The 22814-nt window shown below is 60.9% G+C and carries 22 protein-coding genes; 7 read left to right on the top strand and 15 right to left on the bottom strand.

The genetic code is table 11. From position 1 onward, the window contains the following. Positions 1–78 precede the first annotated feature (78 nt). From ACXAG8_RS15080 to ACXAG8_RS15090, 3 genes are read left to right on the top strand one after another with little or no spacing between them, the layout of a single operon-like run. Positions 79–1011, top strand: coding sequence for a bifunctional riboflavin kinase/FAD synthetase (locus ACXAG8_RS15080; RefSeq protein WP_475227760.1), 933 nt, complete (start codon positions 79–81; stop codon positions 1009–1011). Then, on the top strand, positions 1008–1481 hold the full coding sequence (locus ACXAG8_RS15085) for a YcgN family cysteine cluster protein (protein WP_475227763.1): 474 nt from the start codon (positions 1008–1010) through the stop codon (positions 1479–1481). The genes ACXAG8_RS15080 and ACXAG8_RS15085 overlap by 4 nt, the downstream gene beginning before the upstream one ends. Further along, positions 1481–2515 carry a threonine aldolase family protein gene (locus ACXAG8_RS15090; protein ID WP_475227768.1) on the top strand — a complete coding sequence of 345 codons (1035 nt, stop codon included), beginning with the start codon at positions 1481–1483 and terminating at the stop codon, positions 2513–2515. The genes ACXAG8_RS15085 and ACXAG8_RS15090 overlap by 1 nt, the downstream gene beginning before the upstream one ends. Positions 2516–2570: 55 nt before the next feature. On the opposite strand, the gene ACXAG8_RS15095 is transcribed toward ACXAG8_RS15090, so the two are convergent. Both ACXAG8_RS15095 and ACXAG8_RS15100 read right to left on the bottom strand, forming a co-directional pair. After that, entirely contained in the window at positions 2571–3398 is an 828-nt protein-coding gene (locus ACXAG8_RS15095) for an alpha/beta fold hydrolase (protein ID WP_475227775.1), read from the bottom strand. Positions 3399–3406: 8 nt separating this feature from the next. Then, positions 3407–4009, bottom strand: coding sequence for a DsbA family protein (locus ACXAG8_RS15100; RefSeq protein ID WP_475227779.1), 603 nt, complete (start codon positions 4007–4009; stop codon positions 3407–3409). Positions 4010–4117: 108 nt separating this feature from the next. Between ACXAG8_RS15100 and ACXAG8_RS15105 the strand changes: the two genes are divergently transcribed. Further along, on the top strand, positions 4118–5137 hold the full coding sequence (locus tag ACXAG8_RS15105; protein WP_475227784.1) for a ribose-phosphate pyrophosphokinase: 1020 nt from the start codon (positions 4118–4120) through the stop codon (positions 5135–5137). Positions 5138–5194: 57 nt separating this feature from the next. On the opposite strand, the gene ACXAG8_RS15110 is transcribed toward ACXAG8_RS15105, so the two are convergent. The 7 genes from ACXAG8_RS15110 to ACXAG8_RS15140 all read right to left on the bottom strand — a co-directional run bounded on the left by ACXAG8_RS15110 (position 5195) and on the right by ACXAG8_RS15140 (position 11567). Continuing rightward, on the bottom strand, positions 5195–5545 hold the full coding sequence (locus tag ACXAG8_RS15110) for an H-type lectin domain-containing protein (protein WP_475227791.1): 351 nt from the start codon (positions 5543–5545) through the stop codon (positions 5195–5197). A gap of 115 nt (positions 5546–5660) precedes the next feature. Further along, complete coding sequence (locus ACXAG8_RS15115) at positions 5661–6071, bottom strand: F0F1 ATP synthase subunit epsilon (protein ID WP_475227796.1); 411 nt, start codon at positions 6069–6071, stop codon at positions 5661–5663. 12 nt (positions 6072–6083) lie between these two features. Further along, a complete protein-coding gene (gene atpD, locus ACXAG8_RS15120; RefSeq protein WP_475227803.1) occupies positions 6084–7508 on the bottom strand; it encodes a F0F1 ATP synthase subunit beta in 1425 nt (474 codons plus the stop codon). 20 nt (positions 7509–7528) lie between these two features. After that, on the bottom strand, positions 7529–8407 hold the full coding sequence (locus ACXAG8_RS15125) for a F0F1 ATP synthase subunit gamma (RefSeq protein ID WP_475227810.1): 879 nt from the start codon (positions 8405–8407) through the stop codon (positions 7529–7531). Between the two features lie 12 nt (positions 8408–8419). Beyond that, positions 8420–9958 (bottom strand): F0F1 ATP synthase subunit alpha, encoded by a 1539-nt coding sequence (atpA, locus tag ACXAG8_RS15130; protein ID WP_475227817.1) that lies wholly within the window; start codon positions 9956–9958, stop codon positions 8420–8422. Then, positions 9959–10519 (bottom strand): F0F1 ATP synthase subunit delta, encoded by a 561-nt coding sequence (locus ACXAG8_RS15135; RefSeq protein WP_475227823.1) that lies wholly within the window; start codon positions 10517–10519, stop codon positions 9959–9961. It lies immediately after the preceding gene. Between the two features lie 313 nt (positions 10520–10832). Continuing rightward, the gene (locus ACXAG8_RS15140; RefSeq protein WP_475227827.1) at positions 10833–11567 is read right to left on the bottom strand and encodes a class I SAM-dependent methyltransferase; all 735 of its coding nucleotides are present in this window, start codon (positions 11565–11567) and stop codon (positions 10833–10835) included. A 43-nt stretch (positions 11568–11610) separates the two neighbouring features. On the opposite strand from ACXAG8_RS15140, the gene gloB reads away from it, so the two are divergent. Both gloB and clpA read left to right on the top strand, forming a co-directional pair. Then, positions 11611–12396, top strand: coding sequence for a hydroxyacylglutathione hydrolase (gloB, locus tag ACXAG8_RS15145; RefSeq protein WP_475227832.1), 786 nt, complete (start codon positions 11611–11613; stop codon positions 12394–12396). Positions 12397–12570: 174 nt separating this feature from the next. Beyond that, the gene (gene clpA / locus ACXAG8_RS15150; protein WP_475227839.1) at positions 12571–14895 is read left to right on the top strand and encodes an ATP-dependent Clp protease ATP-binding subunit ClpA; all 2325 of its coding nucleotides are present in this window, start codon (positions 12571–12573) and stop codon (positions 14893–14895) included. A 450-nt stretch (positions 14896–15345) separates the two neighbouring features. On the opposite strand, the gene ACXAG8_RS15155 is transcribed toward clpA, so the two are convergent. The 3 genes from ACXAG8_RS15155 to ACXAG8_RS15165 all read right to left on the bottom strand — a co-directional run bounded on the left by ACXAG8_RS15155 (position 15346) and on the right by ACXAG8_RS15165 (position 18869). Beyond that, on the bottom strand, positions 15346–17088 hold the full coding sequence (locus ACXAG8_RS15155) for a peptidoglycan -binding protein (RefSeq protein WP_475227844.1): 1743 nt from the start codon (positions 17086–17088) through the stop codon (positions 15346–15348). Positions 17089–17091: 3 nt separating this feature from the next. Beyond that, entirely contained in the window at positions 17092–18270 is a 1179-nt protein-coding gene (locus tag ACXAG8_RS15160; protein ID WP_475227852.1) for a biopolymer transporter ExbB, read from the bottom strand. Between the two features lie 68 nt (positions 18271–18338). Beyond that, positions 18339–18869: a gamma-glutamylcyclotransferase gene (locus ACXAG8_RS15165; RefSeq protein WP_475227859.1), complete on the bottom strand. Its 531-nt coding sequence runs from the start codon at positions 18867–18869 to the stop codon at positions 18339–18341. 67 nt (positions 18870–18936) lie between these two features. Between ACXAG8_RS15165 and ACXAG8_RS15170 the strand changes: the two genes are divergently transcribed. Beyond that, entirely contained in the window at positions 18937–19938 is a 1002-nt protein-coding gene (locus ACXAG8_RS15170; RefSeq protein ID WP_475227868.1) for a DUF2125 domain-containing protein, read from the top strand. Here ACXAG8_RS15170 and ACXAG8_RS15175 read toward each other — a convergent pair. From ACXAG8_RS15175 to hisC, 3 genes are read right to left on the bottom strand one after another with little or no spacing between them, the layout of a single operon-like run. After that, entirely contained in the window at positions 19935–20795 is an 861-nt protein-coding gene (locus ACXAG8_RS15175; protein WP_475227873.1) for an extensin-like domain-containing protein, read from the bottom strand. The two genes, ACXAG8_RS15170 and ACXAG8_RS15175, sit on opposite strands and share 4 nt — an antisense overlap. After that, positions 20792–21712 carry a prephenate/arogenate dehydrogenase family protein gene (locus tag ACXAG8_RS15180; RefSeq protein WP_475227879.1) on the bottom strand — a complete coding sequence of 307 codons (921 nt, stop codon included), beginning with the start codon at positions 21710–21712 and terminating at the stop codon, positions 20792–20794. Before ACXAG8_RS15180 ends, ACXAG8_RS15175 begins: the two co-directional genes overlap by 4 nt. Then, a complete protein-coding gene (gene hisC / locus ACXAG8_RS15185) occupies positions 21709–22794 on the bottom strand; it encodes a histidinol-phosphate transaminase (protein ID WP_475227885.1) in 1086 nt (361 codons plus the stop codon). The genes ACXAG8_RS15180 and hisC overlap by 4 nt, the downstream gene beginning before the upstream one ends. Between the last annotated feature and the right edge of the window lie 20 nt (positions 22795–22814).

The raw sequence follows: 22814 nt of genomic DNA on the forward strand, positions 1-22814 counted from the left end.
GCCGGGCACGGCCCGGCGATCTGCCCCTTGTTCCAACTGCGGCTTGAACCTGCCCGGCAGTCCCGCTAGGCAACCACAATGCAGATCATTCGGGATTTCCAGTTCGTCGAGCCCCAGGACCGGGGCGCAAGTGCCGCCATCGGCAATTTCGATGGCGTTCACATTGGCCATCAATCCGTCATTGACTTGGCCCGCAGCGCCCAGCCGGATGCTCCGCTGGGTATTCTGACCTTTGAACCCCATCCGCGCGAGTATTTTGCGCCCGACGCCCCGCCCTTTCGTCTGATGCGTGGCAATGCACGGGCGCACCGGCTGGAGAAACTGGGTGTTCAAAAGCTGTATGAACTGCCGTTCAACGCAGCCCTGGCCGGATTATCGCCGGAAGAGTTTGCCCGCCTGGTGATCTGTGACGGGCTTGGCTTGTCGCATGTGGTGGTCGGCGCCGATTTCTGTTTCGGCAAGGGCCGCAGTGGTTCGGCCCGCGACATGGTCCGGTTTGGCCAGGACATGGGGTTTGGCGTCACCGTGGCCAATTTGATGGAGCGGTCGGAAAACGTTGTTTCGTCAACCGCCATCCGCACCGCGCTGAGCGAAGGTCGCCCGCGGGACGCGGCGGCGATGCTGGGGCATTGGCATCGCATCGAAGGCAAGGTTATCGGCGGCGAGCAGCGCGGGCGGGAACTTGGGTTCCCAACGGCCAACCTTTCAATCGAAGGCCTGCATCAGCCGAAATTCGGCGTGTATGCCGTTCTTGTCGACGTGCTGGATGGCCCCCATCAGGGCAGCTTTCTCGGCGCGGCCTCGGTTGGAACGCGGCCCATGTTCAAGGGCGAGGTCCCCAATATCGAAACCTTCCTGTTCGATTTTTCGGGCGATCTTTACGGTGCCACGCTGTCTGTCGGGCTGGTGGAATACCTGCGCCCCGAGATGACCTTTGACGGGCTGGACGGGCTGATCGACCAGATGCACGCGGATTGCGACCGTGCGCGAAAAATTCTGGCCGCGCGATGAGCTCGGACCCGATTGACCGCCGGGGTCTGTCCCCGAAATTCTGGGAGCGCAAACCCCTGCGCAAGATGAACCCGCAGGAATGGGAAGCCCTGTGCGACGGGTGCGGGAAATGCTGTCTGAACAAGCTGGAAGACGAAGACACGGGCGAGGTCGCCCTGACCTGCGTCGCCTGCCGCTTGCTGGATGATGAAACCTGCCGCTGCACACAATACGACATCCGGCATCAGTTCGTGCCGGAATGTATTGTCATGAAGCCCGACAATATTGACACCCACGCCTATTGGCTGCCGCAAACCTGTGCCTATCGCCTGCTGTGGGAAGGAAAACCGCTGTTTGACTGGCACCCACTGCTGTCTGGCACAGCTGACAGTGTTCATGCGGCGGGTGTATCGGTGCGGCATCGCACCGTATCCGAGTTCGAAACGCCACAAGAAGAGTGGGAAGACCATATCATCGAGGAGCCCACCTGATGCATTTTGCCTCTGACAATTCCGGCCCCGTTCATCCCGAGGTCCTGGCAGCTCTGGCCGAGGCCAATCAGGGTTACGCGATGGCCTATGGTGCTGACGCCCTGATGAACCAGGTCCGAGACCGGATCAGGGCGATCTTCGAAGCGCCGGGCGCGGCTGTCTATCTGGTTGCGACCGGGACGGCGGCAAATGCGCTGGCCCTGGCGACCCTTTCGAACCCGTGGGAAACGGTCTTTTGCTCGGCAATGTCCCATATCCACGAAGACGAGTGTAATGCGCCCGAGTTTTACAGCGGCGCCAAGCTGACCCTGGTACCCGGCGGCGACAAGATGAGCGCCGATGCGCTGCGCCGGTCGATTCAGGGCGAAGAAACGCGCGGCGTGCACGGGCCACAGCGTGGGCCGGTTTCGATCACCCAGGTGACCGAACGGGGAACCGTCTATTCGCTGGCGGAATTGCAGGCATTGTGCGACGTCGCAAAGGAATTTGGCCTGCCGGTGCATCTGGATGGGGCGCGGTTTACCAATGCGCTGGTCGCGCTGGATTGCACACCGGCCGAGATGACCTGGAAAGCCGGTGTCGACGTGGTAAGCTTTGGCGGCACCAAGAACGGGTTGATGGGCGTCGAAGCCGTTATTTTCTTTGACGAATCCAAGGCGTGGGAATTTGAGCTGCGGCGCAAGCGCGGGGCGCATCTTTTTTCCAAGCACCGTTATCTGTCCGCCCAGATGGCGGCATATCTGACGGACGACCTTTGGTTGCGGTCTGCCCGTCAGGCAAATGCAAACTGCGCCCGCCTTGTTCAAGGCCTCCGGGCGGCGGGGGCCGAGTTCTTGCACGCGCCTGACGCCAATATCGTCTTTGCCAGCTTCCCCCGAAGCCTGCACAAACGCCTGCACGACGCCGGGGCCGTCTATCACTTGTGGGGCGCCGAGTTGGAGGGGGACGACCCGGATGAAATGCTGCCCTGCCGATTGGTCTGCGACTGGTCCATCGAGGCCGAGCAGATTGACCGGTTTCTGGCATTGCTCTGATCAACGCTTCAGGGTCTCGGGCCGCCCTGCTGTCACGGCATCGCGACCCATCGGGTTACTTTACCGCCAGGGGCGGCACCGCCGCGTGTTGTGCCCAGAACGAACGCAGATGTGCCGCGGTCGCCTGCGGGTGCGAAATGGGCAGCATGTGCCCCGCCCCTGAAATTGTTGCACTGGATGCGAATGGCAGGCGTCGGGTCAACCCGTCAATCACGGCGGGCATGATCGGGTGCGTCTTTCCCCCCCGCAGCAACAGGATCGGCATCGCGGCACGATCCAGAACTCCGGGGTGCAGCAGCCCCTTGCTGTCCCGGAATATCGCGCCTTCGACGGCATCGACCACATGGATGCCGCGGATCATCGCAGCCCGCGTCCGGTCCGGCAGATCCGGCCAGCGAGGGCTGTCATCCGTACCCCACATCCGATTGAACAAACGCGCTGCGGTTTCCCTATCCCCGGCGGCAAAGGCATCCAGATAGGGTTCGGCATCCCTGTTGTGCAGGTCGACCAGCGCAGGTGCATCCTGTTGTGCCACGGCAAAAAACACCGGTTCGACCAAAACCGCCGATTTGACCAGTTCGGGATGCTCTATCGCCAGCCGCAGCGCGACCATGGCGCCAAAGGAATGTCCGATCACATCCATGGGTTCAGGCAGCTGGCCCAGCGCCAGTTCCGTGATCCGGTCAAAGAAGTCGCCCTGCCCGTCCCAATCCGGGCTGCGGCCATGCGACAGCATATCCGGCGCCGTAAAACGGGCCTGACCGTCCAGAACCTTGGCCAGACCCGACCAGGCCCCGGAATGGGCGATCGTGCAATGCAGGGCCAGAACGTCACGCGGCCCTGTGCCCAGGGTTCTGACATGGGCCGCCTGGGCCGGTTGCATACCGCCTGTCACGACGCCATTTCGCCCAAGTGGCGGTCCAGGTCATTCAACCGGTCCTGGCCCCAGAACCTTTGGTCATCCGACGTGATATAGAACGGCGCGCCAAAGACACCGCGTTCAACGGCTTCTTCCAGGTTGGCCGCATAGGTTTCGGCACCCAGCAGCAGGCCGCTATCGGCCAAGGCGGGATCAAACCCGGCACTTTCCAGACAAGCCCGGATCACCTCGTCCTGCGCGATGTCCTTTTCCTCGGCCCAGCAGGCGCGCAGAAACGACTGGCACAGCTGTCCGATATCGCCTGACCCGTCCTTGGCCGCGGCGATCACCGCGTATGAGGACGGTGCCATATTTGTCGGCCAATGGGCGGGCTGGATGTTGAAAGGCATGCCCAGGTTCCGGGCCATGCGTTGCAGTTCCTGCGCGCGATATTCCAACCGCGAGGTATGGCGGTCCTTGGGCGGTGTTCCCCCGGTGCGCCCGAACAGGGCAATGATGTCCAGCGGCTTATAGTTGATCGTGGCGCCATGTTTTGCGGCGATCTCTTCCAGACGGTTACCTGCCAGGTAAGAGTATGGCGAGAGTGTCGCAAAAAAGTAGTCAATATCGGCCATGTTCACTTTCTCCGCTGGGTAATCTTTGCGGAACGGTAAGGCCATGCTAAGCGGTGTCAACATCACGAATCTGTCACATTGCCATTGCTGCCCGGGGACCTTCAGCCGATGCCGACACTTCACGAACCCAAGCTTATCGCTGGGAACGCCAATCTTCCGCTTGCCAAAACCATCGCACGACGCATGAGCCTGCACCGCGGTGTCGACCAGGGTCTGGTCGATGCCCGCGTTGAACGGTTCAATGACGGCGAGATTTTTGTCGAAGTGTTCGAGAATGTCCGCGGCGAGGACATGTTCATCATTCAGCCGACCTCGAACCCGGCGAATGACAACCTGATGGAATTGCTGATCATCGCGGACGCGCTGCGCCGGTCATCGGCGCAACGGATCACCGCCGTGATCCCCTATTTCGGATATGCGCGCCAGGACCGCCGCACCAAGGCGCGGACGCCGATCAGTGCCAAGCTGGTTGCCAACATGCTGACCGGCGCCGGGATCGAGCGGATTTTGACCATGGACCTGCACGCAGCCCAGATTCAGGGCTTTTTCGATATGCCCGTGGACAACCTGTATGCCTCGCCGATCTTTGCGCTGGACGTGAAAACCCAGTTCAAGGATCAGATGGACGAGATCATGGTCGTGTCGCCCGACGTCGGCGGCGTTGCCCGCGCACGCGAATTGGCCAAGCGCATCGAAGCGCCGCTGTCGATCGTGGACAAACGCCGCGAAAAGGCCGGCGAAGTGGCCGAGATGACCGTAATCGGTGACGTGAAAGACAAGATCTGCCTGATCGTGGACGATATGTGCGATACGGCCGGAACGCTGTGCAAGGCCGCCCAGGTGCTGTTGGACAATGGCGCGAAAGAGGTCCATTCATACATCACGCATGGCGTCATGAGCGGCCCGGCGGTGGAGCGCGTGACCAATTCGGTCATGAAATCGCTTGTTCTGACGGATACGATCCAGCCCACCCCAGAGGTCACCAAGGCCGCGAATATCCGCATCGTTCCGACCGCGCCGATCTTTACCCAGGCAATCCTGAATATCTGGAACGGCACAAGCGTTTCATCCCTGTTCGAGGACAAGACCCTGACCCCGATCTACGAATCACTGTACAACATGGACTGACCTGCCCGCAGGTGCCAAACGACCGGGCCGGACCTCTGGCCCGGCCTGTGCCTCTGTTCAGTCAACCTCCCAGTCATCGACATGCGGGACTTCGCCAAACGCTGTCCAAGTCACGCGAATGCGCGCGATGCGCGTATCGGACCAGGTCCGGAAAACAGCATTGAACCCCTCGGGGGTGATGTCCTCTGCCTGAACCTCGGCGCGCAAGGCTGATGACGTGTCGACATCCCACAGGGACACGCCGATCTGAACCACGGGCGGGCTGCGAAACGGCTCGCTGAAACGGATCGCCGCCCGACGTTCACGGGCCCCTTCGCCGGTCCACATTTCGCCGCCCTCGGCAAACTCGGAAAACAGGACTTCTTCGCCCTGGTCGATGCCGATCGGATGCGTTTGAAATTTCTTCATCGTTTCATCATTATTCTTGAATTCCCGCAGCTTACATTCGCAATTTGGCAAAAGCACGACAAAAAACGGCCCCGCGATTGCAGGGCCGTTTCGAAAATCCAGAACCTATGGGCCTTTACAGGCTCATATGCGTTCCCAAAGCTTCCATGTCTGCCAACAGCTTGGCGGCTTCGTCGACGATTGTCTGATCATCTCCGTCCTTGGCCGCGTCATATGACGCGCGGGCCTCGGCGATCATCTCGTCCAGATGCGACCGGGTCACTTCTGCAACAGAAATGGCCTTTTCGGCCAGAACCGACAGGCTGTCGCCATTGATCTGGGCAAACCCGCCGGTGACCAGGTATTCGCTGGACCCTTCGGGTGCCTCGACCTTGAGCAGACCGGGGCGCAGCGTGGTGATGGTGGGGGCATGATCGGGCATTGCCGTCATGTCCCCGTCCGCGCCGGGAATCTGGACCGCGGTAACCTCAAGCGAAGCAAGGCTCCGCTCAGGGCTGACGAGGTCGAATTGCATCGTGTTTGCCATCAGGGATACTCCTTAGGCGGCTTCTGCTGCCATCTTCTCGGCTTTGGCGATCACTTCTTCGATGCCGCCAACCATCAGGAAGGCCGCTTCGGGCAGGTGATCGTATTCGCCAGCCACAACGGCCTTGAACGACGCGATGGTGACATCCAAAGGAACCTGAACGCCGGGCGAGCCGGTGAAAACCTCGGCCACGTCGAACGGCTGCGACAGGAAGCGTTCGATCTTACGGGCACGGGCCACGGTCAGTTTGTCCTCTTCGGACAGTTCGTCCATGCCAAGGATGGCGATGATGTCCTGCAGCGACTTGTAGCGCTGGAGGATCTGCTGAACGTCGGTCGCAACCTTGTAGTGCTCTTCACCGACGATGGCCGGGTCAAGCAGACGAGAGGTCGAGTCGAGCGGGTCCACGGCGGGGTAGATACCCTTTTCCGAGATCGCACGGTTAAGAACGGTGGTCGCGTCCAAGTGCGCGAACGAGGTTGCCGGCGCAGGGTCGGTAAGGTCATCCGCAGGAACATAGATCGCCTGCACCGAGGTGATCGAGCCCGACTTGGTCGAGGTGATGCGTTCCTGCAGGGCACCCATATCGGTGGCCAGTGTCGGCTGGTAGCCCACAGCCGAAGGAATACGACCCAGCAGAGCCGAAACCTCGGAACCCGCCTGCGTAAAGCGGAAGATGTTGTCGACAAAGAACAGAACGTCGGTACCGGACTGGTCGCGGAACTGCTCGGCCAGGGTCAGACCGGTCAGAGCAACACGCGCACGCGCACCCGGAGGTTCGTTCATCTGACCGTAAACCAGGGCAACCTGCGAATCCGCCAGGTTGTCCGGCTTGATCACGTTCGATTCGATCATCTCGTGGTACAGGTCGTTCCCTTCACGGGTCCGTTCACCAACGCCCGCGAACACGGAAAAGCCCGAGTGCACTTTTGCGATGTTGTTGATCAGTTCCATGATCAGAACGGTTTTACCAACGCCGGCGCCGCCGAACAGGCCGATCTTACCGCCTTTGGCGTAGGGGGCCAGCAGGTCAACAACCTTGATGCCGGTCACCAGAACTTCCGACTCGGTCGACTGTTCGTCAAAGGTCGGTGCGGGCTGGTGGATCGCGCGGGCTTCGGTCGCTTCAACCGGGCCTTTTTCGTCGATCGGCTCGCCGACCACGTTCAGGATACGGCCCAGGGTGGCGTTGCCAACCGGAACCGAGATCGGTGCGCCGGTGTCTGTCACGGCTTCGCCACGAACCAGACCTTCGGTCGCGTCCATCGCGATAGTACGGACGGTGTTTTCACCCAGGTGCTGAGCAACTTCCAACACCAGGCGCTTGCCGTTGTTGGTTGTTTCCAGCGCGTTCAGAATTTCAGGCAGCTGATCATCGAACTGCACGTCAACGACGGCCCCGATGATCTGTGTGACTTTGCCTTTTGCATTCGCCATGTTTCGTCTCCGGTATGTCTCTACAGCGCTTCGGCGCCGGAAATAATTTCAATCAGCTCGTTGGTGATCACGGCCTGACGCGAGCGGTTGAACTGGATCGTCAGCTTGTCGATCATCTCACCCGCGTTGCGTGTCGCGTTGTCCATCGCGGACATCCGTGCACCCTGTTCGGACGCTCCGTTTTCGAGCAGAGCCGAGAAGATCGCGGTTGCAACCCCTTTGGGCAGCAGGTCGGCCAAGATGGCCTCTTCGCTGGGCTCATAGTCGAAAATGGCACCGCTGTCGTCACCTGCCGCTTCGTCGTCGAACGAGGCGGGAATGACCTGCTGTGCCGTCGGGATCTGGGTCACAACGTTGACGAACTTCGCGTAGAAGATCGTGGCAACATCGAACTCTCCCCCGTCGAAACGAGACAGGATGTCCTTCGCGATGTCTTGCGCATTGGTATACCCGATACGCTTGACGTCGCTCAGATCAACATGCCCGACGAACAGATCGCCCAGATCACGCTTGAGCGCGTCGCGGCCTTTTTTGCCAACGGTCAGAACCTTGACCGTTTTGCCTTTGCCGCGCAGCTCTTCCGCTTTGGCGCGGGCAAGCTTGGCGATGTTCGCGTTGAAGCCGCCACACAGGCCGCGTTCAGCTGTCATCACAACCAGCAGATGGACATCATCACTGCCCGTACCACGGAGCAGCTTGGGGGCGCTGTCGCTGCCCCCGACCGAGGCCGCCAGCCCCGCCATCACGGCATTGAACCGTTCGGCATAGGGGCGACCGGCTTCGGCAGATTCCTGGGCGCGGCGCAGTTTTGCAGCCGCGACCATCTGCATGGCCTTGGTGATCTTGCGGGTCGATTTGACCGACTCGATCCTGTTTTTAAGGTCCTTCAGACTAGGCATCGGAACCCCCTATCAAGCGAAGGTCGCGGCGTATTCGTCGATCGCTGCCTTGAGTTTGTCGGCGGCCTCACCTTTGATCTTCGGATCTTCGTCGGTGATCCACTTCAGCAGGTCAGCATGCTTACCGCGCAGGTGCGCCAGCAGACCGGCTTCATAGCGGCCAACATCCGATACGTCGATCTTGTCGAGGTAACCGTTGGTGCCTGCGAAGATAACGCAGACGATTTCAGCATTGGTCAGCGGCGAATATTGCGGCTGTTTCATCAGCTCGGTCAGACGCGCACCACGGTTCAGCAGCTGCTGGGTCGCGGCATCAAGGTCGGAACCAAACTGCGCAAAGGCTGCCATTTCGCGGTACTGAGCCAGTTCCAGCTTAACCGGACCAGCAACCGATTTCATCGCATCGGTCTGAGCCGAAGAGCCCACACGCGAAACCGACAGACCGGTGTTCACAGCAGGACGGATACCCTGATAGAACAGTTCGGTTTCCAGGAAGATCTGACCGTCGGTGATCGAGATCACGTTGGTCGGAATAAACGCCGAAACGTCACCACCCTGGGTTTCGATAACCGGAAGAGCGGTCAGCGATCCGGCACCGAAGTCTTCGTTCAGCTTTGCCGAACGCTCCAGCAGGCGCGAGTGGAGATAGAAAACGTCGCCCGGATACGCTTCACGCCCCGGCGGGCGGCGCAGCAGCAGCGACATCTGACGATACGAAACGGCCTGTTTCGACAAGTCATCATAGATGATCAGCGCGTGGCGGCCATTGTCACGGAAGTATTCGGCCATCGCGGTCGCGGCGTAAGGTGCCAGGAACTGCATCGGGGCCGGGTCGGACGCGGTCGCGGCCACAACGATCGAATATTCGATAGCGCCGGACTCTTCCAGTTTCTTCACCAGCTGCGCAACGGTCGAACGCTTTTGACCAACCGCAACGTAGACACAGTACAGTTTCTTCGACTCGTCGTCGCCTGCGGCCTCGTTGTACACTTTCTGGTTCAGGATGGTGTCCAGAGCAACGGCCGTTTTACCGGTCTGACGGTCCCCAATGATCAGTTCCCGCTGGCCACGGCCGATCGGGATCATCGCGTCGACCGATTTCAGGCCGGTTGCCATCGGCTCGTGCACCGATTTACGCGGGATGATGCCCGGCGCCTTGACGTCTGCAACGCCGCGCTTGGAAGAGTTGATCGGACCCTTGCCGTCCAGCGGGTTGCCCAGGCCGTCAACAACGCGGCCCAGCAGTTCGTCGCCGATCGGAACGTCCACGATCGAGTTGGTACGCTTGACCGTGTCACCTTCTTTGATGTCACGGTCGGACCCGAAGATAACGACACCAACGTTGTCGCTTTCCAGGTTCAGCGCCATGCCCATGATGCCGCCGGGGAATTCGACCATTTCACCCGCTTGCACGTTGTCCAGACCGTATACACGGGCAATCCCGTCACCGACGCTCAGCACGCGGCCGATTTCGGCCACTTCGGCTTCTTGACCAAAATTCTTGATCTGGTCCTTCAGGATTGCAGAAATCTCTGCAGCTTGGATTCCCATTTATCCGACCTCTTTCATTGCATTCTGTAGGGAGTTGAGCTTCGAACGGATCGAGCTGTCGATCATCTTCGAGCCCACTTTAACGACAAGACCGCCGATGAGGCTTTCATCAACGGTCGCATTGATTGTCACGGTCTTGCCCACACGCTCGGACAGCGTCTTGGACAGCTTGTCCAGCTGGGTCTTGGTCAGCGCCTTGGCCGAGGCCACATCGGCGGTCACTTCGCCGCGCTCTTCCGCCAGCATGTCGCGCAGAACCTGTACCAGTTGCGGCACAACGAACAGGCGACGCTTTTGCGCCATCAGGCCCAGCGTATTGCGCAGGATGGCATTCAGGCCCATCTTGTCGGCAATCGCGGTAATGGCTGTTTCCTGCTCGGCACGCGAAATCAACGGAGAAGATATCAGGTCGCGCAATTCGGCGCTGTCGCCCAATGCTGCTGCCAGATCGTTGATGCCGGATTCCAGACCTGCAAGATCATTGTTCTCTTTCGCAATCTCGAAGATCGCGGTGGCATAGCGTTCAGCTATGCCCGTGGAAATCGAAGCTGGTTCGGACACGTCCACCCTTCCGATACTTTAGGCCCCGATATCGCGCTGTAAAAGCCAACCCGGGGGCGTGAAGAAACCCCGTCCATTTAGGGCGGGGATCAAAATCACCGGGGATGTAGCAGAGCCTATCCAACCTCGCAATATAATATAGCGGTAACAGCTTTATCCACAAAATGAGTGATTTCATACACTTAGGCAAAGTGCGACCCTTTGGACCGGTTCGTCAGGTTGAAAAATGTTACCAAAGTGCAGCTTTTCGCGATTCCTGTGGCATTTTTTCCTCAGATTCCGCGCCCCGATTGGCTGGGAACCGGCCACAAGATCACGCCGGCTTGAGCAGCCCGTCCAACGCCTTGATCGGACGTTTTACGGCATCTTTCGTCACGTTTCCGCTGGGCGGACGAATAAGCTTGCTGGCCTCGACCATCAGCACGCCCCCTGCCATGACCGTGGGAATCCGTTGCCCGGTCTTTTCGATCAGGCTGCCCGACTTGAGCCAGAACCGGCGAAAGGACGGCGGCAGGTACAATGCCGAGCAGTGGTTTTCCGGATTGAAGTGATGCGCCCGCAGCTGATTTTCCAGCTGGGTTGCCGAATAGGGACGCCCATACCCAAATGGCGTTCTGTCAGAACGCGACCACAGGCCTGCGCGGTTGGGAACGACGAAAAGGGCCCGCCCGCCCGGCCCCAGCACACGCCAGCATTCGTCCAGCAACTGGCTGGGCCGTTCCGAGGTTTCCAGCCCGTGCATCACCACCAGCTTGTCCACATGTCCGGTTTCAATGGGCCATTGGGTTTCCTCGGTCAGGACTGACACGTTCGGCATCCCGGCAGGCCATGGCATCACGCCCTGCGGCCCCGGCATCAGCCCGATCACCCGCCGCGCATCTGCAAGATAGGGTCGCAGCAACGGCACCGCAAAACCGAACCCCGCGACCGACTGCCCCTTGGCCTCGGGCCACAGGTCCACCACGCGGCCGCGAATGGCCGCCTGCGCCGCACGCCCCAATGTGCTGCGATAGTAGAAATTCCTCAGATCCTGCACATCAAGATGCATTGCGGACACCTGGTCAATCGGCTTAGCTGAACGCAGTCTAGCAATGAAAGGGCAAAAGGCCATGCCTCTTGAGATCGTTACCATTCCCTGCCTCAGCGACAACTATGCCTTTCTCGCCCATGACCCGGCCAGCGGCGAGACAGCGCTGATCGACGCCCCCGACGGGCCGCCGATTCTGGCCGAACTGGATGCGCGCGGATGGACGCTCAGCCACGTTCTGCTGACCCACCACCATTGGGATCATGTGGATGGCCTTGCCGCCGTGCTTGCAAAACAGCCCGCCCGGGTGATCGGCGCCAAAGCCGATGCGCACCGGCTGCCAAAACTGGATCAAGCCGTGGTCGAAGGCGACAGGTTCGATATCGGCGGCGAACCGGTCGAGGTTCTGGACGTATCCGGCCACACCATAGACCATGTCGCTTTCTACATGCCGCAATCGGGGGTCGTATTCACCGCCGACAGCCTGATGGCGCTGGGATGCGGGCGGTTGTTCGAAGGCGAGCCCGCACAGATGTGGGCCTCGCTGAGCAAGCTGGCGGCCTTGCCGGATGACACCATCGTGTGTTCGGGGCATGAATATACCCAGTCTAATGCAAAATTCGCCCTGACCATCGATCCGGACAATGTGGCCCTGCAAAAACGTGCCGCCGATATCGACCGCGCCCGCGCGGCAGGAGAGCCAACCGTTCCTTCGGCTTTGGCCCTTGAAAAGGCCACGAACCCGTTTCTGCGCGCAGCCGACCCGGTGATTCAGGCCCGTCTTGGGATGAAGGGCGCCGACCCGGCCGCGGTTTTTGCCGAAATCCGTGCCCGAAAAGACCGCTTTTGACCGGCTCTGGCTGCTTTTCACGGCCACGCTCACAACAAATGTGACTGTCAAGAGCAAGAAAACCCTTGAAGCCGGGCCACGATCAACCAAACTCTAATAGTATGAGGACATGGTTGGGATGGGGATCCGGCCTGCGGCCCGCCCCCTTCCGGCCCAATACAGAGGAGCACCCGCGTGCCTTCATTCTCGAGCACATTGGAACAAGCCATCCACGCGGCCCTTGCGGCGGCGAACGAACGGCGTCACGAATTCGCAACGCTGGAGCATCTGCTGCTGGCGCTTTTGGAAGAACCCGACGCGATACGCGTCATGCAAGCCTGCGGCGTCGACTTGGACGACCTGCGCAGTACGCTTGTCGAATTTATCGACGAAGACCTGTCAAACCTGGTGACGGATATTGACGGCTCCGAGGCGGTGCCGACCGCCGCTTTCCAGCGGGTCATTCAGCGGGCCGCCATTCACGTCCAAAGCTCGGGCCGTACCGAGGTGACCGGGGCCAATGTTCTGGTTGCCATCTTTGCCGAACGTGAAAGCAACGCCGCCTACTTCCTGCAGGAACAGGATATGACACGCTATGACGCGGTGAACTTTATCGCGCATGGTGTGGCCAAGGACCCTGCATTCGGCGAGAACCGCCCCGTCACGGGCGCGGACCAGGTCGAGGACGAGACTCAGCAGGCCACGACGGATTCGGAACAAAAGGAAAGCGCGCTTGGGAAATACTGTGTCGATCTGAACACCAAATCGCGCGCAGGCGATGTCGACCCGCTGATCGGCCGCGCGTCCGAAGTCGAACGCTGCATTCAGGTTCTGTGCCGCCGCCGCAAGAACAACCCCCTGCTGGTGGGTGATCCCGGGGTCGGCAAAACCGCCATCGCCGAAGGGCTGGCCCACAAGATCGTTGCCGGAGAGGCGCCTGACGTTCTGTCCAACACCACGATCTACTCGCTCGACATGGGCGCGTTGCTGGCAGGTACCCGGTATCGCGGTGATTTTGAGGAACGCCTGAAAGCCGTCGTAACCGAACTTGAAGAGCATCCCGATGCGGTTCTGTTCATCGACGAAATCCACACGGTCATCGGCGCGGGTGCCACCTCGGGCGGTGCCATGGATGCCTCGAACCTGCTGAAACCTGCGCTGCAGGGCGGCAAACTGCGCACCATGGGCTCGACCACCTACAAAGAGTTCCGCCAGCATTTCGAAAAGGACCGCGCGCTGAGCCGCCGGTTCCAGAAGATCGACGTGAACGAACCTTCGGTCGAAGACAGCGTAAAGATCCTGCGGGGCCTCAAGCCCTATTTCGAAGAACACCACGAGATCAAATATACCGCCGACGCGATCAAGACCGCGGTCGAGTTGTCGGCCCGTTACATCAACGACCGCAAGCTGCCGGACAAGGCAATCGACGTGATTGACGAAGCGGGCGCGGCTCAGCATCTGGTTGCCGAAAGCAAGCGGCGCAAGACCATCGGGGTCAAAGAGATCGAGGCCGTCGTGGCCAAGATCGCGCGCATCCCGCCCAAGAACGTCACCAAGGATGATGCCGAGGTTCTCAAGGACCTTGAAACCTCGCTCAAACGGGTGGTGTTCGGCCAGAACGAAGCCATCGAAGCCCTGTCCAGCGCCATCAAGCTGGCCCGGGCCGGCCTGCGCGAACCTGAAAAGCCCATCGGCAACTACCTGTTCGCGGGTCCGACCGGCGTCGGCAAGACCGAAGTGGCCAAGCAATTGGCCGACACGCTTGGGGTCGAACTGCTGCGCTTTGATATGTCGGAGTACATGGAAAAGCACGCGGTCAGCCGCCTGATCGGCGCGCCTCCGGGCTATGTCGGGTTTGATCAGGGTGGTCTTCTGACCGATGGCGTCGACCAGCATCCGCATTGTGTGCTGCTTTTGGACGAGATCGAAAAGGCGCATCCGGACGTGTTCAACATCCTGTTGCAGGTGATGGATCACGGGGAACTGACCGACCACAATGGCCGCACGGTCAATTTCCGCAACGTGGTGCTGATCATGACCTCGAACGCCGGCGCCCAGGAACAGGCCAAAGCCGCGATCGGGTTCGCCCGCGACCGGCGCGAGGGCGAGGACACAGCCGCAATCGAACGGACGTTCACGCCAGAGTTCCGCAACAGGCTGGATGCGGTCATCTCGTTCGCACCATTGCCCAAGCAAGTCATCCTGCGGGTGGTTGAGAAATTCGTGCTGCAACTCGAAGCGCAATTGCTGGATCGTGGCGTGACCATCGATCTGACCCCCAAAGCGGCGGAATGGCTGGCTGACAAGGGCTATGACGACAAGATGGGCGCGCGCCCGCTGGGCCGTGTGATCCAGGAACACATCAAGAAACCGCTGGCCGAAGAATTGCTGTTCGGCAAGCTTGCCAAGGGTGGCGTGGTCCGTGTGTCCGTCAAGAAGGACGAGCTTGATCTTGAAATCCTTGGACCGGATCAGCCCCGCATTCCTGGTGACAAGCCGCCACTGCTGACGGCCGACTGATCCCGGTCATAGACTTGTGCACGCCGCCCGGTACCCTGTGCCGGGCGGTTTTCTTTTGCCCGGGCGGTGACCGCACCCCGCGTCGCGACGGAAATCTGCCGGTGCGCCGTTTCTGTTGGGAACAGAAGCGAAACAGGGCCAATTGATATGAAACAGCACATCGCAATCGTCTGGAGCGTCGCTTTCGCCGCCACGGCTGTCGCCGCGTTGGCCTCGGCCCAATATCACCAGCCCTCTCACAAAGATACTTGGGCCGGTGTAACGGGGCTTTTACGATTTTGACCGAATATCCAATCAGTACATAGGCCTGCTTTCTGACCGGTTGCAAACCGATCAACCCGCCGTGTTTGCGGGGATACCAGATCGCAGCTTTCGGTCTGCCCGGGCCCGGGTGACATTGCCCATGCCCGGTGCCTGACCGATACCGCTGTTTGGTAACGAGTTCCCGTTTTATCTTTCGGTGAGTTTCAGCTCGATCCGCCGGTTTTGCGCGCGCGCTTGCGGCGTGTTTGCCGGGTTGACAGGCTGGAACTCACCGAACCCATTGGCCGCCAGCCGGTTCGGCGGAATGCCGAGCGCATCCACCATGTAACGCACCACCGACAGCGCCCTGCCCTGGCTGAGTTCCCAATTGTCGCGATAGCGTCCTGTTCCGGCCAATGGCACATCATCAGTATGGCCATCGACACGGATCACCCAGTTCAGGCCGCTGGGGATTTCGGCGGCAACGCCGCGCAATATCTCGGCGACTTTGGCAATCTCTTGCCGTCCTTCGGGCGACAATACCGCAGAGCCCGTGTCAAACAGAACCTCGGAAGAAAAGACAAACCGGTCGCCTTCGATCCGGACGCCTTCCTGATTGCCCAGAACATCGCGCAGACGGCCAAAAAACTCGGACCGATAGCGCGCCAGGTCTTCAGCCTGGGCGGTCAGTTCCTGATTGCGGCCCGCCAGCGCTTCGGCTTCGGCCTCAAGGCGAATACGTTCGGCTTCTTCCAACAGGCGCCGGCGCCGTTCCTCGGACGCCGCGCGGGCCAAAGCCGCATTCAGGTCCTGCCCAAGTGTCTGGATCTGAACCTCGGCGGCGGCGTTCCGATCCTTGTAGTCGTCCAGCAACGCCTGCAACGACCCCAACTGGCCCCGAAGCGCAGATATTTGCTGATTCAACAGCGCCGTCTGTCTTTGGGCCTTGGCCGAAATCGCCTTTTCCGCCGCAATCGCATCGCGCGCCACGGCCAGCAGGGCCTGACGTTCATCTGCCAGCGATTTCTGGGTTTCCGCCTCGGAGAGGGCCTGCGTCCGGGCATCAAGGGCGGCTTGCAATTGCGCCTGAAGCTCGTCGTTGTTCAACGCGCCAAACTGGCGTTCCAGTTCCGCCTTGGCGGCCTGGGCTGCGGCCAGCAAGGTCAGGGTCTCTTCGGCCTCTTTGCGCTGGGCCTCAAGCGCAAGGGTCATGGCCGTCAACTCGGCATCCGCGTTTTGCAACCTGTTGCGCAGGTTTTCCGCGGCGGCGGCTTCGGCAAGCTTTGCGGCCTCTTCATCGCTCAGTTGCTGTTCAAGATCGGCGATCTGAGCCGATTGTGCCGCGTCGTTCTGCTCCAGATCGGCAACCAGCGCTTCCAGAGCGTCCCGGCGCGCTGCGGCCAATCGCGCCGCTTCGACCTGTGCATCCATCTCGGCGCGGCTTTGAGCCAGCGCCAGGTTCAATGCCTCTTGCTGTGTCAGCAACTCTGCGCGCTGGTCCTGCAACGCGGCGATATCGCCCAGCGCCCGGTCCTGTTCTGCCAGCAAGGCCGCGACCTGCGCTTCGAAATCCGTGATCCGTGTCTGCGCGGCATTCAGCGCCTCGGCCTGCTGGTCACGTTCGGTCGTCAACGACGCGATCAGGGCCTGCGCCTGGGTCAAATCCTCTTCGGCCCGGGTAAGCGTCGTGTTCAGCGCACCCAGCCGCGCCTGCAACCGGCTGTTTTCGCGCTCTTCCAGCCCAAGCGCACCGGCAAGTGCCGCCACCTCGTCGGACAGCGCGCTCAACTCATCCTCTTGACCCGAAATCGTTTCCCGCAGCACGAATTGCACGACCATGAAAATGGTCAGCACAAAGGTCAGCACCATCAAAAGACCCGTCATCGCGTCGACGAATCCGGGCCAGACCGAACCCTGGAAACGTTGACCGGTTCGACGGGACAGCGCCATCCGTCAGTCTCCTTCCGGCGTGGTGCGCACGGCACCCCGAGGCAGGGTCAGCGCCTTGACCAACAGTTCGAAATCCTTGCGCAACTCGTTCATGCTGTCCTGCCGCCCGGCGGAAATCTCTTCGAGTATCCTCAGCAATTGCACGTCCATCGACCGCAGGCGCATCCGGCTTTCTGCGTCGATCCCCTCGCCTGTGCCCTGCTCGCGCATGTGATCCAACAGCGCGTCCTGCCCAAGGGCCACCCGTTCCAGCGCCGCTGTCACATCCTCGCTTTCGGATTGCCGTTGGTTCATGTCGCTGATGACATCGACCAACAGACCCAGCTTGGTCGTCACCTCGGCGCGGTCTTCGACCTGCGCGGAAAACAGGTCCTGCAAGGCGTCCATCTGTTCGGACATGGCATCCAGAACCGGCGTCAGAACGGCAAGCTCGGCGCCGCCTTCTTCACCCGAGGCGAACCCGACGCGGGTAATGGATGACAGCCACTCTTCCAGTTCCCGGTAAAAGCGGTTCTGTCCATGACCGGCAAAAAGTTCCAAAAGCCCCACGATCAATGACCCGGCCAGGCCCAAAAGCGAGGACCCAAAGGCAACGCCCATGCCCTGCAACTGCGCCTCAAGCCCCGTCATAAGCCGGTTGAACACGGCAAGGCCTTCTTCACCCTCCTGCGGGTTCAGGCTGCGGATGGTGTCGACGATTGCGGGCACGGTCGTGGCCAGCCCAAAGAAAGTACCCAAAAGGCCAAGGTAAATCAGGACGTTGGTGATATAGCGGGTGATCTCACGCTCTTCCTCGACCCGTTCGGCGACGGAATCCAGGATCGACCGGGTCGAGCTTGAGCTGATCTGCGACCGGGCGCCCCGCTCACGCAGCAAAGAGGCCAGCGGAGCCAGCAATTGCGGCGTTCGGGCGTCTTCGCGCACGACACCGCCGACAAAAGCCTCGATCCAGCGGACTGACCCGATCAGCTGTGTCACCTGGTAAAAACAGGCAACCACGCCGATCACGAAGACCAAAAGGATAAACCCGTTCAGATAGGGGTTGGCAAAGAAAACGGGCAGGACATATGGCAAGGCCATGAACACGCCCAGCCCCGACAAGCCGATGGCGATCAGCATCATCAGAATCTGACGGATCGGATGCGAGAATTGCGGTCTCGCGCCGTGCTGTGCCTGCGCCATGCGCGTTGTTCCCGGTATTGTCTGCTCTGAGGTGAATCTAGCGAAATTCCGCCGGTGACGCCAAGGGTTTATGCGGTAAGGGTCCGCACTCTTTCCGACAGCCACTCAAGATCAGGATCTCGCAGCCCGATCTCGGCCAGATGTTCGGCGGTATTATACAGATATTCCGTGTTCGGACCCCGGCCGCCAACCGCGCCGGCGATGATTTCCGCCTGGTCCTCCAGGGGCATGCCACCGCAATACTGCACGTGATGCGGGTCAATCACATAGGTCACCGCGTTGACCACGCCGCCGGTTTCCAGACGGATATCCAGCATCCGTTCGACATAAGCCGACGAGATCAGTTCGCGTTCACGCAGCTCGTCCAGCGTCCGATCCTCGTGCCCAGCTTGGACCGCCAGCGCAAGACCCTTGCATTCCGCCCTGGCTTGTTCATCCAGCGCCAGAACAAGGCCCGGTTTTTCTTCGGTGCCGCGATGGTGAATCGAGCTCATGCAGAACGACCGTGCATATCCGTGCAGCGTCGCACGCACGCTGCGGGCCACAGGGAACCCCGGGTTCCACAGCAGCGATCCATATCCGAATACCCACATCGTCATTGCACTGGTCCTTGCACGTTTGCGCCTATAAACAACAATTCCAAGGTAGGAAAAAGGGCCATTTGCCATGCGCCGTCTGATACGAGTTGTGATTTTTCTGGCCCTTGCCTGGAGCGCCTATTGGTTCATCGCCGGGTATGGCCTGCGCAATGCCCTGACCAATTGGTTCGACACGCAGCAAGACCTGGGCTGGCAGGCGGATTTTTCGGATGTCGCAACCAGCGGGTACCCGGTTCATCACGTAACGCGGCTGCACAATCCGGCGCTTGCCGACCCCGTAAACGGCACAGCCTGGAGCGCGGATTGGATCGAGTTCCAAAGCCCGGCCATCTGGCCCGGACGCCAGGTTCTGCGCTTTGCCGATACCCCTCAGCGCCTGTCCTATTTCGATCAGACCGCAATCATCCAGGCCGCCGACATGCAGGCCGCGCTGCACCTGCAGCCGGGCGTGGCGCTGTTGCTTGAAACCCTCGCGCTGACCGCCGGGCCCTGGACGATCACGCAAGACGACGCGGCGCAGGCCGGGGGCGATACGCTCGCCCTGATCATGACCCAAAGCGGTGCGGCGAATTCCTATGATATCAGCGCCAAGATCGACGGCTTTGCCCCCGGCGACGACCTGCGGGCGCTGATGCGGTCCGCCGCGACCTTGCCGCAGGCATTCGAAACGCTTGAAATCAACAGCTCGGTAACCTTCGACAAACCCTGGGACCGAAGCGCCCTGGAACAGCGGCGTCCGCAACCGGTTGCCATCGACCTGCATCTGGCCGAGGCGAAATGGGGCGAGCTGCGCCTGTTTGCAACCGGTGACCTGACGGTTGACGCGCAGGGCATTCCGTCAGGTGAAATCGCGGTCAGGGCCGAGAACTGGCGCGACATGATCGCCATGGCGAATGCGGCCGGGGCGCTGCCCGACCAGGCGGTCGATCCGGTAACGCGGGCGCTGAAATTCATGGCGGGGCTTGGCGGCAATCCGAAAGCGCTGGATCTTCAGCTTAATTTCCGCGACGGGTTCGTCGCGCTGGGGCCACTGCCGCTGGGGCCAGCGCCGCGTCTGATTTTGCGTTAACGGCAATAAGGCCCGCTGCGGTATCTTGCGGTATCCAGATGGAAATGATCCTGGTGATAGCGGTCGGAATTCGGCCCCAGGACCGTCCCGAACGGGCCGCACGCACCGCGCCAGATTTTGACAAGCTGCTTTTTCGACGGGTTCTTGCGCCAACCGTTCAACACGGTCACGACCTCTCCGTCGGCCATCTTGAAGCCCGAAATATCAATGGCGCGCCCCTTGCCATGTTCGGAAATCCGCGCGCCCTTGCGGTTGTTCCGGGTCCGGCACGCGTAATGCGCCGCGACCTGCAACTGGACCACCGGCCCGCGTCGCTTGAATGTCGGCTTGACTGTCTTGTCGACCCATTTGCTCAGCGCAATCGCCGTTCCGCAATCCATCGTCGACGGGCGGCTCAGCGCCACACCTGAAACAGACGTGACTTGAACTGCGTCCTTGATCCCGCAGGCCTTGATCTTTCCGGGAACCCGGCCAACCGCCTTGCCCTGAATGGCAATGTCACCGCACACCGCGTTCTTGCGCAGCTTGCGCTTTTTGAACAGCACCTGCTGTTCCAACGCCTTGGGCCGCAGGTTCGGCATCAACGAGGTATCAGGCCCCATAAAGGCCAGCGCGACCGGGCGCGAGGCTGCTGCCAGAACCTGTGGGGAAACCGGGCGCGGAGCGGGCCGCGTTGCCGGGATATCAGTCCGCGTCACGACGCCGTCCTGCAAGGGGGCCGCGACAATCGCGGCCACGGATGTCGCGGGGATCGGCCGCGCCAGTGGAACCAGCGAATTCTCAAGGGGCCTCGCCCAGGCCGGAGACATGGTGGCCAGAAAAAGGCTGGCGGCAATGCAGACGCGAATGGGTCTCATACCGATTTTTTCCCCCGTCCAAAGTCCGGAGCGTCGGTATCCTGCCCCGCATCGATGATTCCGCGACGTATCGCCCGCGTCCGGGTGAAATAGTCGAACAGGTGCTCTCCATCCCCGGTTCGGATCGCCCGCTGCAACGCAAAAAGCTCTTCGGTGAAACGGCCCAGGATCTCTAGCGTGGCATCCTTGTTGGTCAGGAAAACGTCACGCCACATGGTAGGGTCCGACGCGGCAATTCGGGTAAAGTCCCGAAACCCGGCGGCCGAATACTTGATCACCTCGGTATCCGTTACGCGGCGCAGGTCGTCGGCGACGCCAACCATCGTATAGGCAATCAGGTGCGGGGCATGAGATGTTACCGCCAGAACAAGGTCATGATAATCCGCGTCCATTTCATCAACATTGGACCCCATGCCTTCCCACAACGCGCGCAGCCGGGCAATTGCATCGGGCGCAGACCCTTCAACCGGCACCAGCAGACACCAGCGATTGTCGAAAAGTTCAGCAAACCCCGATTCAGGCCCCGAATGTTCGGTTCCGGCCAAGGGGTGCGCCGGGATGAAATGGACCCCGTCGGGGACATGAGGCCCGACGTCCTGAATGACGTGACGCTTGACCGAGCCGACATCGGTTACCGTCGCGCCCGGTTTCAACACAGGTGCAATGTCCCGCGCCACGGCGCCCATCGCGCCAACCGGAACGCACAGAACGACCAGGTCGGCCCCTTCGACAGCCTCTTTGGCGGTATCGCAAACCCGGTCACACAATCCGATGCGACGCGCGGTGTCGCGGGTTGCCGCAGACCGGGCATACCCCGTGACTTCGCCCGCAAGACCGGCCCGTTTTATGGCCCAGAACATCGACGACGCGATCAGGCCCAGCCCGATCAGGGCCACACGGTCGTAAATCTGGCTCATGCGGCGCCCCCTTTGAACGCGGTGATGGCCGCGACAACGCGGCGGCATGCGGTTTCGTCGCCCACCGTGATGCGCAGGGCGTTGGGCAGGTTGTAACCCGCAACACGGCGCACGATCAAACCCTGCGTCTTCAGGTAATCATCGCAGGCCTCGGCCTCGGCCCTGTCGGCAAATCGCGCCAGGATGAAATTGGTACAGGACGCATCCGACGGCACACCGATCCCGGCCAGTTGATCAGACAGCCAAACGCGCAGACGCGCGTTTTCGGCATGGCAGAATGTCAGGAACTCCTCGTCCTGCACGGCGGCCTCGGCCGCGGCAAGCGCAACCGTCGACAGGTTAAAGGGCTGGCGCACCCGGTTCAGAACATCAATGATCGGGCGCGCGGCATACCCCCAACCAACCCGCATGCCACCCAGCCCATAGATCTTGGAAAAGGTCCGCGTCATGATGACATTGTCAAACCGGTCCACCAATGCAGCGCCCCCGTCGAACCCGGCTACGAACTCGGCATACGCCCCATCGATGACCAGCAGGCATGTTTGGGGCAGCCCTTCGGCCAGCCGCTGCAGCTCGCTCTCGGGGATCATGGTCGAAGTCGGGTTGCCGGGGTTGGTCACGAAAACGATCTTGGTCCGGTCGGTGACTGCGGCCAGGATATTGTCGACATCGACATGGCGATCCCGCTCGGCCACCATGACCGGGGTCGCCCCGACCATGCGGGCAATGATCGGATACATCGAGAACCCGTGCTCGGTGTAAATCGCCTCGTCGCCGGGCCCGGCATAGGCCTGCGCCACGAATTGCAGCACCTCGTCACTGCCCACGCCGCAGACGATCCGCGCCGGGTCCAGCCCATGCCGCTCGCCGATGGCCGCGCGCAGGCTGGCGTGATCGGTGCCGGGGTAACGGTGCAACGTCGCGGCGCTGTCACGCACCGCTTCGATCGCCCTGGGGCTGGGGCCGAACGGATTTTCATTGGAGCTGAGCTTGACGACATCCGCGACGCCCTGGATATGCGACTGCCCGCCCTGGTAAAGCGCGATGTCCATGATGCCGGGCTGCGGGGTGATCTGGTTCATGTGAGGCTCCGTTGACTGCG

It is taken from the genome of Ruegeria sp. ABD4_443, from assembly GCF_056160865.1.

Bases quoted from the DNA above. Each gene is read 5' to 3' on its own strand.
- gloB (WP_475227832.1), top strand. From the start codon at position 11,611: ATGAAAGGGCAAAAGGCCATGCCTCTTGAGATCGTTACCATTCCCTGC.
- ACXAG8_RS15110 (WP_475227791.1), bottom strand. From the start codon at position 5,545: ATGAAGAAATTTCAAACGCATCCGATCGGCATCGACCAGGGCGAAGAA.
- atpD (WP_475227803.1), bottom strand. From the start codon at position 7,508: ATGGCGAATGCAAAAGGCAAAGTCACACAGATCATCGGGGCCGTCGTT.
- ACXAG8_RS15140 (WP_475227827.1), bottom strand. From the start codon at position 11,567: ATGCATCTTGATGTGCAGGATCTGAGGAATTTCTACTATCGCAGCACA.
- ACXAG8_RS15180 (WP_475227879.1), bottom strand. From the start codon at position 21,712: ATGAGCCAGATTTACGACCGTGTGGCCCTGATCGGGCTGGGCCTGATC.
- ACXAG8_RS15085 (WP_475227763.1), top strand. From the start codon at position 1,008: ATGAGCTCGGACCCGATTGACCGCCGGGGTCTGTCCCCGAAATTCTGG.
- ACXAG8_RS15175 (WP_475227873.1), bottom strand. From the start codon at position 20,795: ATGAGACCCATTCGCGTCTGCATTGCCGCCAGCCTTTTTCTGGCCACC.
- ACXAG8_RS15090 (WP_475227768.1), top strand. From the start codon at position 1,481: ATGCATTTTGCCTCTGACAATTCCGGCCCCGTTCATCCCGAGGTCCTG.
- ACXAG8_RS15155 (WP_475227844.1), bottom strand. From the start codon at position 17,088: ATGGCGCTGTCCCGTCGAACCGGTCAACGTTTCCAGGGTTCGGTCTGG.
- ACXAG8_RS15095 (WP_475227775.1), bottom strand. From the start codon at position 3,398: ATGCAACCGGCCCAGGCGGCCCATGTCAGAACCCTGGGCACAGGGCCG.
- ACXAG8_RS15100 (WP_475227779.1), bottom strand. From the start codon at position 4,009: ATGGCCGATATTGACTACTTTTTTGCGACACTCTCGCCATACTCTTAC.
- ACXAG8_RS15160 (WP_475227852.1), bottom strand. From the start codon at position 18,270: ATGGCGCAGGCACAGCACGGCGCGAGACCGCAATTCTCGCATCCGATC.
- ACXAG8_RS15170 (WP_475227868.1), top strand. From the start codon at position 18,937: ATGCGCCGTCTGATACGAGTTGTGATTTTTCTGGCCCTTGCCTGGAGC.
- hisC (WP_475227885.1), bottom strand. From the start codon at position 22,794: ATGAACCAGATCACCCCGCAGCCCGGCATCATGGACATCGCGCTTTAC.
- ACXAG8_RS15165 (WP_475227859.1), bottom strand. From the start codon at position 18,869: ATGACGATGTGGGTATTCGGATATGGATCGCTGCTGTGGAACCCGGGG.
- ACXAG8_RS15080 (WP_475227760.1), top strand. From the start codon at position 79: ATGCAGATCATTCGGGATTTCCAGTTCGTCGAGCCCCAGGACCGGGGC.
- atpA (WP_475227817.1), bottom strand. From the start codon at position 9,958: ATGGGAATCCAAGCTGCAGAGATTTCTGCAATCCTGAAGGACCAGATC.
- ACXAG8_RS15105 (WP_475227784.1), top strand. From the start codon at position 4,118: ATGCCGACACTTCACGAACCCAAGCTTATCGCTGGGAACGCCAATCTT.
- ACXAG8_RS15115 (WP_475227796.1), bottom strand. From the start codon at position 6,071: ATGGCAAACACGATGCAATTCGACCTCGTCAGCCCTGAGCGGAGCCTT.
- ACXAG8_RS15125 (WP_475227810.1), bottom strand. From the start codon at position 8,407: ATGCCTAGTCTGAAGGACCTTAAAAACAGGATCGAGTCGGTCAAATCG.